16 protein-coding genes are annotated in these 13,994 nt (G+C 73.7%); 8 read left to right on the top strand and 8 right to left on the bottom strand.

Annotation, left to right across the window (positions count from 1 at the left end; translation table 11 throughout):
* Positions 1-76: 76 nt before the first annotated feature.
* Genes ACQEU6_RS30290 through ACQEU6_RS30280 form a run of 3 tightly spaced genes read left to right on the top strand, consistent with a single transcriptional unit; the run spans position 77 to position 2,889 of the window.
* Positions 77-958, top strand: coding sequence for an SDR family NAD(P)-dependent oxidoreductase (locus tag ACQEU6_RS30290; protein WP_499336447.1), 882 nt, complete (start codon positions 77-79; stop codon positions 956-958).
* On the top strand, positions 955-1,512 hold the full coding sequence (locus tag ACQEU6_RS30285; protein WP_499336446.1) for a carboxymuconolactone decarboxylase family protein: 558 nt from the start codon (positions 955-957) through the stop codon (positions 1,510-1,512). Before ACQEU6_RS30290 ends, ACQEU6_RS30285 begins: the two co-directional genes overlap by 4 nt.
* 24 nt (positions 1,513-1,536) lie before the next feature.
* Positions 1,537-2,889: an alpha/beta hydrolase gene (locus ACQEU6_RS30280; RefSeq protein ID WP_499336445.1), complete on the top strand. Its 1,353-nt coding sequence runs from the start codon at positions 1,537-1,539 to the stop codon at positions 2,887-2,889.
* Here the strand turns inward: ACQEU6_RS30280 and ACQEU6_RS30275 are convergent.
* Positions 2,876-3,550, bottom strand: coding sequence for a TetR/AcrR family transcriptional regulator (locus ACQEU6_RS30275; protein WP_499336444.1), 675 nt, complete (start codon positions 3,548-3,550; stop codon positions 2,876-2,878). The genes ACQEU6_RS30280 and ACQEU6_RS30275 overlap by 14 nt on opposite strands.
* Before the next feature lie 231 nt (positions 3,551-3,781).
* On the opposite strand from ACQEU6_RS30275, the gene ACQEU6_RS30270 reads away from it, so the two are divergent.
* Entirely contained in the window at positions 3,782-4,468 is a 687-nt protein-coding gene (locus ACQEU6_RS30270; RefSeq protein WP_067483689.1) for a Crp/Fnr family transcriptional regulator, read from the top strand.
* A 9-nt stretch (positions 4,469-4,477) separates the two neighbouring features.
* Here the strand turns inward: ACQEU6_RS30270 and ACQEU6_RS30265 are convergent, their stop codons facing one another.
* The 5 genes from ACQEU6_RS30265 to ACQEU6_RS30245 are packed head-to-tail and all read right to left on the bottom strand — an operon-like array spanning position 4,478 to position 7,231.
* Positions 4,478-5,407 carry an MBL fold metallo-hydrolase gene (locus ACQEU6_RS30265; protein WP_499336443.1) on the bottom strand — a complete coding sequence of 310 codons (930 nt, stop codon included), beginning with the start codon at positions 5,405-5,407 and terminating at the stop codon, positions 4,478-4,480.
* A 4-nt stretch (positions 5,408-5,411) separates the two neighbouring features.
* The gene (locus ACQEU6_RS30260) at positions 5,412-6,284 is read right to left on the bottom strand and encodes an NUDIX hydrolase (protein ID WP_499336442.1); all 873 of its coding nucleotides are present in this window, start codon (positions 6,282-6,284) and stop codon (positions 5,412-5,414) included.
* 30 nt (positions 6,285-6,314) lie between these two features.
* Entirely contained in the window at positions 6,315-6,776 is a 462-nt protein-coding gene (locus ACQEU6_RS30255) for a RidA family protein (RefSeq protein WP_499336441.1), read from the bottom strand.
* Positions 6,777-6,830: 54 nt separating this feature from the next.
* Positions 6,831-6,986: a Sp36 family protein gene (gene sp36, locus ACQEU6_RS30250; RefSeq protein WP_089310660.1), complete on the bottom strand. Its 156-nt coding sequence runs from the start codon at positions 6,984-6,986 to the stop codon at positions 6,831-6,833.
* Positions 6,987-6,991: 5 nt separating this feature from the next.
* Positions 6,992-7,231: a winged helix-turn-helix transcriptional regulator gene (locus ACQEU6_RS30245; protein ID WP_499336440.1), complete on the bottom strand. Its 240-nt coding sequence runs from the start codon at positions 7,229-7,231 to the stop codon at positions 6,992-6,994.
* 123 nt (positions 7,232-7,354) lie between these two features.
* Here ACQEU6_RS30245 and ACQEU6_RS30240 point away from each other — a divergent pair, with 123 nt between their 5' ends.
* Entirely contained in the window at positions 7,355-8,152 is a 798-nt protein-coding gene (locus ACQEU6_RS30240; protein ID WP_499336439.1) for an NADP-dependent oxidoreductase, read from the top strand.
* Between the two features lie 12 nt (positions 8,153-8,164).
* Here ACQEU6_RS30240 and ACQEU6_RS30235 read toward each other — a convergent pair whose 3' ends face one another.
* The gene (locus ACQEU6_RS30235) at positions 8,165-8,683 is read right to left on the bottom strand and encodes a MarR family winged helix-turn-helix transcriptional regulator (RefSeq protein WP_499336438.1); all 519 of its coding nucleotides are present in this window, start codon (positions 8,681-8,683) and stop codon (positions 8,165-8,167) included.
* A gap of 81 nt (positions 8,684-8,764) precedes the next feature.
* Here ACQEU6_RS30235 and ACQEU6_RS30230 point away from each other — a divergent pair, with 81 nt between their 5' ends.
* A complete protein-coding gene (locus tag ACQEU6_RS30230; RefSeq protein WP_499336437.1) occupies positions 8,765-10,003 on the top strand; it encodes an MFS transporter in 1,239 nt (412 codons plus the stop codon).
* A gap of 25 nt (positions 10,004-10,028) precedes the next feature.
* On the opposite strand, the gene ACQEU6_RS30225 is transcribed toward ACQEU6_RS30230, so the two are convergent.
* Complete coding sequence (locus ACQEU6_RS30225) at positions 10,029-11,057, bottom strand: slipin family protein (RefSeq protein ID WP_499336436.1); 1,029 nt, start codon at positions 11,055-11,057, stop codon at positions 10,029-10,031.
* 236 nt (positions 11,058-11,293) lie between these two features.
* Here ACQEU6_RS30225 and bagA point away from each other — a divergent pair, with 236 nt between their 5' ends.
* Positions 11,294-12,289, top strand: a complete 996-nt coding sequence (bagA, locus tag ACQEU6_RS30220) for an ATPase BagA (protein WP_499336435.1) — start codon at positions 11,294-11,296, stop codon at positions 12,287-12,289.
* 106 nt (positions 12,290-12,395) lie between these two features.
* Positions 12,396-13,553 carry an ATPase BagB gene (gene bagB, locus ACQEU6_RS30215; RefSeq protein WP_499336434.1) on the top strand — a complete coding sequence of 386 codons (1,158 nt, stop codon included), beginning with the start codon at positions 12,396-12,398 and terminating at the stop codon, positions 13,551-13,553.
* Positions 13,554-13,994 lie beyond the last annotated feature (441 nt).

The raw sequence follows: 13,994 nt of genomic DNA, 5'->3' as shown, positions 1-13,994 counted from the left end.
GACGAACGCCCGAATTACGGGGATTTGTAGGCAATCTTAAAAAGACAAGACTGTTCCCCAGTGTTAGGGTCGCCGCATGATCCTGGACTCGTCCCGGTGGACGGCGACCCTCGCCGGCCGGCGCGTGCTGATCACCGGCGCCGCGCGGGGGATCGGAGCGGCGCTCGCCGCCCGGCTGCACGAACGCGGCGCGCGCGTGGCGCTCGCCGGACTTGAGCCCGACCTCCTCTCGGAGGTCGCCGCCGGGTGCGGGACGGCGCCCTGGTGGACGTGCGACGTGACCGACCGCGGCACGGTCGAGGACGTCGTCGGCAGCGCCGTCCAAGAACTGGGCGGCCTGGACGTCGTCGTCGCCAACGCCGGCGTGGCCGCGCAGATGCCGGTCATAGGCGGCGACCCGTCCGTCATGGAGCAGAGCGTGCGGGTGAACGTGCTGGGCGTCTACAACACGCTCCGCGCGGCCGGGCCCCACCTCAGCCACGAACGCGGTTACGCGCTGGCCGTTTCGTCCCTGGCCGCGGCCGTCAACGCCCCCCTGCTGGGCGCCTACAGCGCGTCCAAGGCCGCGGTGGAGGCGCTGGGCAACTCGCTGCGGGCCGAACTGCGCCCGTGGGGCGCGAAGGCCGGGGTCGCGTACTTCGCCGAGCTCGACACCGACATGACGCGCCGCGGGTTCGGCACCGAGGCCGCGTCCGCCCTGATGGACGCGTCGCCCCGGACCGGCCTGGCCCTCGGCGTCGCGCCGCTGAAGGTGGGCATCGACGCGCTGGAGCGCGGGATCGCCCGCCGCTCCAGGCGGATCGTCGCCCCCTGGTGGGTGGGCGCCGTCCTGCCGGTCCGGATGGCCGTGCAGCCGGTCGCCGACCACCTCGTCCAGCGCGGGCTGCGCGACATCCTGGAGATCGCCAGGAACGAGCGGGTGGAGCTGACGACGCCCCAGCCCGACAGCGGGCGGTGACGGCGCCCCGCGCCACTCCCGGCGGCATCCGCGAGGTGGGGGTGGTCAACTGGCTCGCCTGCCGCGCCGCGGGCCGGGCCGCGGGGACCGGGCCGCCGAACCTGTTCCTGACCCTGGCGCGGCGCCGCGGGCTGTTCCGCGGCTGGCTGTGGTTCGCCGGGCGGCTCATGCCCGGCGGCACCCTGCCGCGCCGCGACACCGAACTGGTGATCCTGCGCGTCGCGCACCTGCGCGACTGCCGCTACGAGTTCGGTCACCACGTCCGGCTCGCGCGCCGCGCGGGCGTGCGCGAGCCGGACGTGGAACGTCTCAAGGCGGGCCCGGACGCCGACGGGTGGACGCCGCGCGAGCGCGCGATCCTCACCGCCGCCGACCGCCTCCACGCCGAGCAGGACCTGGACGACGCGACCTGGACGCGGCTGCGCGCCCACCTCACCGAGGGCGAGTGCGTCGAACTGACCATGCTCGCCGCCCACTACGAGATGCTGGCGACCGTGATCACGACGCTGCGCGTCCAGCCCGACCGGCCCCGCCGCCCCGCCGGGGGCCGCTGACCGGCACGTCCGAGGAGGTCCCCCATGAGCCCCCGAACCCTCGCGATCACTCTGGCCGTCGCCGCGACCTCCACGGGACTCGCCGCCCCCGCCCACGCGGCCGGGCCGGCGGTCCGCTTCACCGACTCCGGCGGCATCCACGTCGTGGGCGTGCGGCGCGTCGACGACCGCCAGTACGCGCTGCGCGTCAGCACGGCCGCGCTCGGACGGGCCGTGGACGTCCGCGTCCTCCTCCCGACCGGCTACGACCGGCGTCCCGGGGCCCGCTTCCCCGTCCTGTACCTGTTCCACGGGACGTCCGGACGCGCGTCCGACTGGGTCGACCGCGGCGACGCCGAGCGCACCACCGCCGGACGGCCGCTGATCACCGTCATGCCGGACGGGGGCTTCGACGGCAACGGCGGCGGCTGGTACACCGACTGGGCCGACCCGCGCACCGCACTCGGGCCCTCCAGGTGGGAGACCTTCCACGTCACCCAGCTCATCCCCTGGATCGACCGGAACCTGCGCACCGTCCCCCGGCGGGAGGGCCGGGCCGTCGCGGGCCTGTCGCAGGGCGGCTTCGGGGCGATGAGCTACGCCGCCCGCCACCCCGAGCTGTTCGTGTCGGCCGCTTCTTTCTCAGGGGCGCCCGACATCGCCCACGACCCGGTCGTCTCCGTCGGCGCGACCGGCGTCATCTCCTATGTCGCGGCCTTCGGCGACGGCGTGCACCCCGACGCGATCTTCGGCTCCCGGCTGGCGGACGCGACCAACTGGCGCGGCCACGACCCTGCGACCCTCGCCCCGAACTTGCGCGGGATGCGGCTCGCGCTCCACACCGCCACCGGCGTCCCGGGGCCGCTCGACCCGCCCGTCCCGGACCCGGCCGCGATGGGCATCGAGGCCCTCACGCACGCCTCGACCGTCAGCTTCCACCGGCGGCTGGAAGCGCTGGGGATCCCCAGCCGCTACGACGACCACGTGCTCGGCACCCACACCTTCCCGTACTGGGCCCGCGACCTGCGGCAGCACATCGGCCCGCTGATGCGGACGTTCGCCGCCCCGCCGCGCCCGCCCGCGAAGATCTCCTACCGGTCGGCCGACCGGACCTGGTCGCAGTGGGGCTGGACGATCTCGGTCGAGCGGCCGGAGGCCCGGCGGTTCAGCGCGCTCACCGGCGCCTCGGCGACGGGATTCGCCCTGCGCGCCGCCGGGACCGCCACCGTCACGACCCCCGCGTCCTACCGTCCCGGCGCCCGCGTCGTGATCCGCGTGACGCGCGGGAGGACGCACGAGGTCATCAGGACCGCCGCCGGGCCGTCCGGGCGGCTCAGGCTCACGCTCCCGCCCGCGCGCGGCGACGCGCCCACCGTGGTGAGCGTCAGCCGTCCATGACGCCCGAGCGCAGCAGGAGCCGCACGTGCCCGATGACCGGTTCCCTGATCGCGCGCAGCGCCTCCAGGTCGCCCGCCGCCACGGCCGGAGTCACCATCGAGCTCACCGCCGCCACGATGACCTCGCACGCGAACCGGCCGGCGTCGCCCGTCACGCCCATGAGGTCCGCGAGGGTCCTCGCCAGGTCGCGCTGGACGCGCGTCCGCCGCCGGACGGCCTCCGGGCCCGCCGCGAACACCTCCACGAGAAAGAGCCGCGCGTACTCGGGTTCGGACGCCAGCGCCTCCAGGTAAGCGGTGAAGACGCGCTCGAACCGTTCGGCCGCGCCGCTCCCGCCCTGCGCGGTTCCCCGCTCGTCCGCGTCGCCCTCGCCCTGCATCGCCTCCTGCAACTGGAGGAACAGCAGCAGGCCCGCCTGGTCGAAAGCTGCCATGAAGCAGTCGAGCTTGGACGAGAACAGCGCGTAGAAACTCTGCCGGGACACCCTGGCACGCTTCAGGACGTCCTCCACCGACGTGCCGACGTACCCTTTCTCCGCCATCGCCTGAGCCATGGCGCCGCACAGGCGGTCGCGGTGCACCCGCTCGACCTCCGCGCGGGACAGCGCGTGGCGCCCCCTGGGGAGGCGGCGCGGTGCGGGTCCGGGCTCGGACGTCTCCATCCGCTCAGGTTAGGGCACGGGCGCTACCCTGCCCGGGCCATCCCGTAACGGGCGATGAGACCGGTGTGACGGCATTCACCCGGTGGTCCGTACACTGAACGAACGGGACCGCGGCCGCCCCCCGGGACGGATCACCCCTGGTCCCGCGTTTCGGCGCGCCGTGACCCTGCCCTCACGTACGCGGTGGGACGTACGTCACACTAGGCAAGTAGGTGTTCGAGGAGGAATAGCGTGACCGATCGCGACGTGGACGTTCTGAGCAGGGCCCCGCTCTTCGAGGCTCTCGACGAGCAGGGTGCCAAGGCGCTGCGCGCCAATGTGACCGAGGTGCGTCTCGCCCGCGGACAGACGCTGTTCAACGAGGGCGAGACCGGGGACCGGCTCTACGTCGTCCTCGAAGGAAAGATCAAGCTGACCCGGACGGCGCCGGACGGGCGCGAGAACCTGCTGAGCGTGCTCGGCCCGAGCGAGATGTTCGGCGAGCTGTCGCTGTTCGACCCCCGCCCCCGCACCGCGAGCGCCATCGCGGTCACCGAGTGCCGCCTCGCCGGGCTCGGCCACGACGACCTGCGGCCCTGGCTCACCGGCCACCCCGAGGTCGCCGTGCAGCTGCTCCGCGCGCTCGCGCAGCGGCTCCGCAAGACCAACGACGTGATGGCCGACCTGGTCTTCACCGACGTGCCCGGGCGCGTCGCCAAGGCGCTGCTCGACCTCGCAGAGCGCTTCGGCCAGCCGTCGGAGGCGGGCCTGCACGTCCACCACGACCTCACCCAGGAGGAACTGGCGCAGCTCGTCGGCGCGTCCCGCGAGACGGTCAACAAGGCCCTCGCCGACTTCGCGCAGCGCAACTGGCTGCGCATCGAGGCCCGCGCCGTCGTGATCCTCGACATCGAGCGCCTCCGCAAGCGCTCGAAGTAGGAGGCGGGGTCAGCCGGTCCCGGCCCCGCGCTCGGCGAGGTAGTCGAGCTGGGACTGGACCGACCACTCGGCCGCGGGCCACAGGGACCTGTCCACGTCGGCGTAGACGCGCTCGACGACCTCCCGGGCCGTCCGGGCGCCCGCGGCGACGGCGGCCTCGACCTGGGCGAGGCGCTCGCGGCGGTGGTCGATGTAGTGGTCGAGGACGGCGAGCGGGTCGTCCAGTTTGGGCCCGTGACCGGGGAGGATCGTCGCGGCTCCCGTGTCGGCGGAGAACCGGCGGAGCCGGTCGAGCGAGCCGAGGTAGTCGCCGAGCCTCCCCTCCAGCACGGTCGTCCCGTACCCGAGGACGGTGTCGCCCGTGAGGACGGCGCCGTCGGCCGGAAGCCAGAACGTCAGCGAGTCGTCGCTGTGCCCCGGCGTCTCCATGATCCGCAACTCCAGGCCGCCCGTGGTGACGACGTCGCCCTCCGCGAGGCCCTCGTCGCCGAGCCGGTGCCGGGGGTCCAGAGCCCGCACCCGGACCCCGCCGCCCGCCAGCTTCGCGAACTTCGCGGCGCCCGCCGAGTGGTCGGGGTGCCCGTGGGTGAGCAGGACGAGACCGACCCGCCGCCCCTGCGCCTCCACCGTCTCCAGGACGCGCCGCAGGTGCACGCCGTCCTTCGGCCCGGGGTCGACGACGACGGCCTCGGCGGCACCGGGCTCGGCGATGATCCAGGTGTTGGTGCCGTCCAGGGTCATGGCGGACGGGTTCGGGGCGAGCACGCAGATCGCCCGTTCGGTACCCATCCCGTCGATCTCCGTCATGTCTCCCATCCTGCCCGAGGCCCGATCGGGGTGGCGGGCCGGGTTCCAGCCGAGACGCTCCAGCCGCCGCAGCGCGGAGGTGCCCGCCAGCCGCCACAGGACGGCCTGGCTCAGCGGCACCCGGCGCGGCACGCCCTCAGCCCCCCGGGTAGTGGCGCGCGACGCCCTCGGGCAGGACGAGGTAGGCGTCGCCGTCGATGATCTCGGCGACCGGCTCGTGCACGACGATCTCCCTGCGCGCCGCCAGCACGTCGGCCACCGTCGCGAACCCGGCGAGCTCCGCCAGCGTCGCGATGGTCGGCGGCAGCATCGTCCACTCGCCGCGCGCGGCCTTCTCGGCCGCCTCCGCCGGGCTGACCCAGGCGACCTGGTCGGCCTCGGTGCTGACGTCCCCGGCCCGCTGCCCCGCCGGCATCGCGGCGACGAAGAACCGGGTGTCGTAGCGCCTGCGCTCGATCTTCGGGGTGATCCAGTGCGCCCACGGGCGCAGCAGGTCCGAGCGCAGCACGAGCCCGCGGCGGTCGAGGAACCCGCCGAACGACCGGGAGCGGTCCAGCAGCGCCTGCCGGTCGGCCTCCCAGTCGTCGCCGCGCGTGTCGTCCACGACCGTGTCCCCGGTCGGGCCGGCGAGCAGCACGAGCGTCTCCTCGAACGTCTCCCGGACCGCCGCGCAGACCAGCTCGCGGGCCAGCGTCTCGTCCGCGCCGAACGCCTCGCCCCACTCGGCGGGGGACGGCCCTGACCACGCCAGCGCCGCCTCCCCGTCGCGCGGGTCGACCGAGCCGCCGGGGAACACGTAGGCGCCGGGCGCGAACGCCATCGACCGGACGCGGCGCAGCATGAACGCCTGGAGGCCGTGCTCGTCGTGGTCGCGCAGCACCACGACGGTCGCCGCGTCCTTCGCGGCCACCGGCTCGGTCCGGCCTTCCAGGATGTCCTCGACCTGCACCCGGAACGACTCGGGCAGCTTGAGTCCGTTGGTGATCCCCATGGCGAGCCATTCGGACATACCGAATGGCGTTCCGTCAAGCCCGGCGCCTCACGCCACCTCGGCGATCAGCTCCACCTCGACCGGCACGTCCCGCGGCAGGACGGCGACGCCGACGGCGCTGCGGGCGTGCTTCCCCGCGTCCCCGAAGACCTCGGCCAGCAGGTCGCTCGCCCCGTTGACCACCTGCGGCTGGCCGTGGAAGTCCGGCGCGCTGGCGACGAACCCGACGACCTTCACGATCCGCACGATCCGCGACAGCTCGCCGACCTCCGCCTTCAGCGCCGCGATCGCGTTCAGCGCGCAGATCCGCGCCTGGCGCTCCGCCTCCTCCGCGCTGACCTCGGCGCCCACCTTCCCGGTGGCGCCCAGCTCGCCCTTGACCAGCGGGATCTGGCCGGCGGTGTAGACGAGCGACCCCGTCCGCGCCGTCGGCACGTAGGACGCGACCGGCGGGACGACCTCCGGCAGCTCGATGCCGAGCTCGCGGATCCGCTCTTCAGGCGTGCTCATCGCCCATTCCTCCTCGTTGGGGTCCGTTACGACGGGGCTGGTGCGGGCCCGCCGCTACTCGACTTCGCGCTTGAAGTAGGCGACGAGGTTCTCCGGGTTCGGCCCCGGCAGGACGGTGACGAGCTCCCACCCGTCCTGGCCCCAGTTGTCGAGGATCTGCTTGGTCGCGTGCACCAGCAGCGGAACGGTCGCGTACTCCCACTTCTTCATGGCCCTCACCCTAGCGATCGGCCGTCCGTCCCGGCCGCCTGACCGGCCCCCTCGCCGTACCGCCCGCGCGCCGCGTGGATCTCGCCGATGTGCCGGTCGGCCCACGCCCGGATGGAGGCGAGCAGGGGCATGATCCGTTCGCCCAGCAGCGTCAGGGTGTACTCGACCTGGACGGGCACGGACGGGGTCACGCTCCGGGCCACGAACCCGTCCCGCTCCAGGGAGCGGAGCGTCTGCGTGAGCATCTCACCTCCGGGTGCCGAACGCACCTCGAAGTAACTTCTTCCGGCCCGCGGCCGTTCCGGCGAAAGTGGCCTGGTGCGGGGTTCTCCCGCGCGGTGACCCACTACACCCCGGGAGTCTCCGCCATGCGCTCGATCATCGTGAGGAAACCCGGCGGGCCCGGCGCGTTGGAGCTCGCCGGTTGGGACGTCGCCGGCGCCGTCGACGCGGTCGGCGAGGGCGTCACCCGGTTCGCCGCGGGCGACGAGGTGATCGGCCTGAAGGACCGGCTCGACGTGCCGCTGGGCGCCTACGCGGAGGCGATCGTCCTGGACGCGGACGCCGTCGCGCCCGCGCCGCGCTCGGTCCCGGCCGTCGAGGCGGCGACGATCCCGCTGAACGGACTGACCGCCTGGCAGGCCCTCGACCTCCTCGACCTGCCCTCGGGAGCCGCGCTGCTCGTCACGGGAGCCGCGGGCGCGGTCGGCGGCTACGCGGTTGAGCTGGCCGCCCACCGCGGCCTGCGCGTCGTCGCCACGGCCTCCGCATCCGATGAGGCCCTGGTGCGCGGCTTCGGAGCGGAGATGTTCGTCCCACGCGGAGCGCACCTGGGGGACGCCGTCCGCGCGCTCGTCCCGGGCGGTGTGGACGGCGCCCTCGACGCCGCCCTCCTCTCGGTCGCCGCCCTCGACGCCGTCCGGAACGGCGGGACGTTCGCGGCGGTGAACGGCGGCCCGGCCACACCGCTCCCGCTGCGCGGCACCGCCGTCCACAACGTGTGGATACACGCGGACGCCGCACAGCTGGCCGAGCTCGCCACCCTCGCGGACAAGGGCCACCTCACCCCACGCGTCGCCGACACCCTCCCCCTCGCAGAGGCGCCCAAAGCCCACGCCCAGCTGGAAACGGGAGGTCTACGCGGACGCCTGGTCCTCAGCCCCTGAAGCCAGGCGGTTTCACGCCGTGGGGGGTTCTGGTGGGGCGGTGGGGTTTTCGGCGCGGAGCATGATGCGGCGGAGGAGGTCGGAGAGGGTGCGGCGTTCGGTGGGGTCGAGGGCGCCGAGCAGGCGGGTCTCCTCGACGCCGAGGCCGTCCATCGCGTCGCGCCAGGCCGTGCGGCCGGCGGGGGTGAGCTCGACGACGACCCGGCGGCGGTCGGTGGCGGACGGGGACCGGCGGACGAAGCCGCGGCGCTCCAGCGCGTCCAGCCGCCCGGTGATCGAGTTCGGGGGCATGGCGAGGTCGGCGGCGAGCCGGGAGGGCGCGGCGGTGCCGTGCCGGCCGGCGAGCGCGTGCAGCGTGTCGAACTCGTGCCGCTGGAGGCCGGAGGCGGCGAGGAGCTCCTCGCGGATCCGCCGGATGTGCTTCACGAAGAAGATCATCCGGGTCACGGCGCCCTCGGTGTCGGGGTCGAGGTCGGGCACGATCGGCGCCCACCGCTCCACGTGCTCGTCGGTCCGGTCCCTGTCGCCCATGCGGGGATCGTAGTCGGTCCCCAGATTCGCCGAAGAATAATTCGTTGCCGCTTAGTTCGCCACCGAACTACATTGTCCGGCATGGCCCATCCCCTGCGCGGCCGGGACTTCCGGCTGCTCTTCGCCGCCCGCGTCCTCTCCCTGACCGGGGACGCCGCCGTCCCCGCCGCGCTGGCGCTCGCCGTGCTGCGGGCGACGGGCTCCACGTCCGCGCTCGCCCTCGCGCTCGGCTGCGCGATGGTGCCGCGCCTGCTCCTGCTGCCCCTCGGCGGCGTGCTCGCCGACCGCCTCGACGCGCGCGGCGTCGCCCTCACGACCGACCTCGCGGGCGCCGCGGCGCAACTGTTCGCGGCGCTGGAGCTCCTGGGCGGCGAGCCGCGGCTGTGGCACCTCGCCGCCGCCCAGGCGGTCGGCGGCGCGGCCTCGGCCTTCCAGACGCCGACGGTCTCGCCCATGATCGCCGGCACCGTCGAACCGTCCGGGCTCCAGAAGGCCAACTCCCTGATGGGCGTCGCCAACGGCGCCACCCGCCTCGCCGGACCCGCCCTCGCCGGCGCCCTCGTGCTGACCGTCGGCCCCGGCTGGACGTTCCTGCTGGACTCGGCGTCGTTCGCCGCGAGCGCGGCACTCCTCGCCCTGGCGCGCGTCCGGCACGTCCCGATCCCGCGGCGCTCGCTGCGGGCCGACCTGGTGGAGGGCTGGTCGGAGGTCCGCTCGCGCGACTGGTACTGGACGAGCCTGATCGCGCACGGCGTCTGGAACGGCACGTCCGCCGTCCTGCTCACCCTCGGCCCCGCCCTCTCCGTCGAGCGGCTCGGCGGCGAGGGGGTGTGGATCGCGACCATCCAGGTGGGCGCCGCCGGGCTCGTCGCCGGAGCGCTGCTGGCCGCCCGCGTCCGCCCGCGCCGTCCCGTCCTCGCCGCGAACATGGGCCTGGCCGCGCTCGCGCTGCCCCTGGCCCTGTTCGCCGCGGCCGCGCCCGCGCCGCTGCTCGTCGCGGCGTACGGGCTGGCGCTCACCGGGCTCGGCGTCCTCAACCCCACCTGGGAGACCGTCGTGCAGATGACCATCCCGCCGCAGGCGCTGGCCAGGGTGACGTCCTACGACTGGCTGCTGTCGCTCGCCGCGGCGCCCCTCGGCTACGCGCTCGCGCCGTGGGCCGCCTCCGCCTGGGGCGCCGCCGTCCCGCTGTGGACGGCGGCGGTCCTGGTCGGCGCGGCCTGCCTGGGCACGGCGGCGGTGCCGGGCGTCCGGCGCCTGACCATGCCCGGGGCCGCGCCGGACGCCGTGCCCGCCTCACCTCGGCCCCAGGCTCGGTGAGGGCGGCGGCCCAGCGGGGCGGCCGCTACTCCTTCGGAGCCTCGGGCGTGCCGCCGCCGATGCCGCGCCGCTGATCGTCCTGCGGCGCGGCCACCTCGGACCCGCGGCGCTTGGGCTCGTCCAGCCCGATGACCGGAGGGACGTCCTCCGCCGACTCCAGCGACGGCGAGTCCTCGGCCGCCTTGGCCAGCTCCTCCTCGGCCTTCGCGAGCCGCTCGCCGAGGTCGGGACGGACCTCGCCGCCGCCGTCCTCGGAGCGTCCCGCCGCACCGCCCGCGGCGCGCTCGAAGAACCGCAGGATCTCCACCGGCAGCGGCATGACCAGCGTGCTGTTCTTCTCGGCGGAGACCTCCACGACCGTCTGCAGCAGGCGCAACTGGAGCGCCGCCGGGTCCTGCGACATGATCTCCGCGGCGGCGGCGAGGCGCTTGGACGCCTGGAACTCGCCGTCCGCGGTGATGATGCGGGCGCGGCGCTCCCGCTCCGCCTCCGCCTGCCGGGCCATCGACCGCTTCATGCCCTCCGGCAGCGACACGTCCTTGATCTCGACCCGCTCGATCATGATGCCCCACGGCCCCTCGGTGATCTCGTCGATGATCGCCCGCAGCCGCATGTTGATCTTCTCGCGCTCGCCGAGCAGCTCCTGCATGTCGGCCTGCCCGATCACCGACCGCAGCGACGTCTGCGCCACCTGCGAGACCGCGTACCCGTAGTTGTGCACGTTGACGATCGCCTTCACCGGGTCGATCACCCGGAAGTAGACGACCGCGTCGACGCGGACGCTCACGTTGTCCTGGGTGATCCCGTCCTGGCCGGGCACCCCCATCGTGATCGTCTGTCGGCTGACCTTCTGCATGCGCTCGGCGATCGGCATGATCACCGTCAGGCCCGGTGCGCGCACCGCGCCGGGCCGCAGTTGCCCGTTCCGCTGGACCTGCCCGAACCTGAACACGATCCCGTGCTCGAACTGCTGCACGATCCGGATCGACGACGACAGCGCGATCAGGCCGACGACGACGATGACGAGCAGGATGATCAGGGCCACCGCTTCCATCACGGCACCTCTTTCGCATGAGGGCCCGGGCCCCGGGAGGCGCCCCCGGAGCTCCGGCGGCGTCCGGACCGGTCAGGGTCCGGACGGAACCGTCCATAGCACGGCTCACGTTTTCAAGCTAACCGCGCGGGCAGGCCGAATGACAGCGAAAGGGCGGGGGAACCGTGTCAGGGATCACTTGCATGAGGGCGACCGCCCCCTCAAGTGTTTGACGAGTGAACGATATGGTCGATCGGGTGAGCGCGAGAGACACCGACTGGGACGGCGTACGCCTCCATGTCGTCACCGGCAAGGGCGGCACGGGCAAGACGACCGTCGCCGCCGCCCTCGCCCTGGCCCTGGCCGCCGGCGGCCGCAAGGTGCTGCTCGTCGAGGTCGAGGGCCGCCAGGGCATCGCCCAGCTCTTCGACTGCCCGCCCCTGCCGTACGAGGAGCGCCGCGTCGCCGTCGCCCCGGACGGCGGGGACGTCCACGCGCTCGCCGTCGACACCGAAGAGGCGCTCATCGAGTACCTCGAGATGTTCTACAACCTCAAGCGCGCCGGGAAGGCGATGACCAAGCTCGGCATCGTCGACTTCGTCACCACCATCGCCCCCGGCCTGCGCGACGTCATCCTCACCGGCAAGACGTCCGAGTCGGTGCGCCGCAAGAAGAAGGACGGCTCCTTCATCTACGACGCCGTCGTGATGGACGCCCCGCCCACCGGCCGCATCACGAAGTTCCTGAACGTCAACGACGAGGTCTCCGGCCTCGCCAAGGTCGGCCCCATCCGCAACCACGCCGACACCGTGATGAAGGTCGTCCGCAGCCCCGAGACCGCCGTCCACTTCGTCACGCTCCTGGAGGAGATGCCCGTCCAGGAGACGATGGACGGCATCCGCGACCTCACCGCGGTCGGGCTCCCGATCGGCGGCGTGATCGTCAACATGGAGCACCAGCCCGTCCTCGCCGAGGACGACCTCGCCGTGGCCGCCGCCGGGGCCCTCGACACCGACGAGATCGTCCGCGGCGTGAAGGCCGCCGGCCTGGAGCACGACGCCGAGCCGATCGCCGCCGCCCTCGCCCGGGAGGCCGCCGACCACGCCCGCCGCACCGCGCTCCAGCGCCGCGAGAAGGAGCGCCTGGACTCCGTCGACCGGCCTTGCTACACCCTTCCGTTCCTCTCCGACGGGATGGACCTGGCGGGCCTCTACGACCTGGCCGCCGCCCTCCGCGACCAGGGCGCCGCATGACCGCGCCCTCCCACGTCCTCTCCACCGCCCACCGCCCCCACCGCGGCGTCTCCTGGGTGAGGCTGACCCCCCGCTCGGGCGGGGACCGACCGGCAGAGGTGAACCGATGAGCCAGACCAGCAGGACCCCACCGGTGCTCGACGTCGACGGGCTGCTCGACGACCTGCGCACGAAGATCATCGTGTGCTGCGGGTCGGGCGGGGTCGGCAAGACCACCACGGCCGCCGCCCTCGGCGTCCGCGCCGCCGAACGGGGCCGCGACGTCGTCGTGCTCACCGTCGACCCGGCGCGCCGCCTCGCGCAGTCGATGGGCCTGTCGGAGCTGGACAACAACCCCCGCCGGATCGAGATCGACGGCGACGGCGAGCTGCACGCCATGATGCTCGACATGAAGCGGACCTTCGACGAGATCGTCGAGGCGCACGCCGACCCCGACCGGGCCAAGCAGATCCTCGCCAACCCCTTCTACCAGTCGCTGTCCTCCAGCCTGTCGGGCACGCAGGAGTACATGGCGATGGAGAAGCTCGGGCAGCTGCACCGCTCCGGCGCCTGGGACCTGATCATCGTGGACACCCCGCCGTCCCGGAACGCGCTGGACTTCCTGGACGCGCCCGAGCGGATGGGCCGCTTCCTCGACGGCCGCTTCATGAAGATCCTCGCCGCCCCGGCCAAGACCGGCGGCCGCCTCGGAGTCAAGGTGATCAGCGCGGGGTTCGGCGTGTTCACCGGCGTCATGAACAAGGTCCTCGGCGTCCAGCTGCTGCGCGACGTGCAGACGTTCGTCGCCGCCTTCGACACCGTGTTCGGCGGGTTCCGCGAGCGCGCCGAGAAGACGTTCAAGCTCCTGCAGACCCCGGGCACCGCGTTCCTCGTCGTCGCCGCTCCCGAGCCCGACGCCCTGCGCGAGGCGTCCTACTTCGTCGAGCGCCTCGCCGAGGAGCGGATGCCGCTCGCCGGCCTCGTGGTCAACCGCGTCCACGAGTCCCCCGCCGACACGCTGTCGGCGGCTCGCAGCCAGGCGGCGGCCGAGACCCTGGAGGAGCGCGGCGAGCACGCGCTGACCGCGGCCCTGCTGCGCCTGCACACCGGCCGCATGCAGCTCGCCGCACGCGAGGAACGCCTGCGCGACCACTTCGCGTCCACGCACCCGACCGTGCCGGTCACGGCCGTCCCGGCGCAGGCGGAGGACGTCCACGACCTCGACGGCCTGCGCCAGGTGGGCGAAGACCTCGCCGCCCCCACCGCGTCCCCCGCCGCCGCCTGACGCCCAGAGCCCCGACGCGCGCCTTCCGTAGGCGTCGTCGCGGGCAAGCGCGGCGTTCGGGTCGCGCGCCGAGCCCGAGGAGCTTCACCGGCCTCGTCGGTGGGTGCCCTGAACCGATCGGCGCCACGTCTCGGTGCGGTTCCTGGCGGTCGATCCGGAACGGCGGCGGTTCGGCCTGCTCTCAGCCCGGCCCGCGCCACGTGCCGATCTGGGAGAAACGCGCTCTGCCGGATCGGCGACCACCGGAAACTGCACGCAGGCCGGACTTGGACGCCGTACCCGGATGTTCACCCGCATCGCACTCTGATCAGCGAAAACAGGCATTCATGCATGTGCCGACAGACCCGTACCCAAATGGTGGTACGGGCCTGCCGGCCACGCTTTATTGGACCGTGCCGGTCCGCGAACCGCTGCCGAACGGGTCTCGGGGACCCGTCGAGC

The organism is Spirillospora sp. CA-108201, assembly GCF_050936235.1.
GTDB lineage: Bacteria > Actinomycetota > Actinomycetes > Streptosporangiales > Streptosporangiaceae > Spirillospora.
This window is presented reverse-complemented; position numbering and strand designations above follow the sequence as displayed.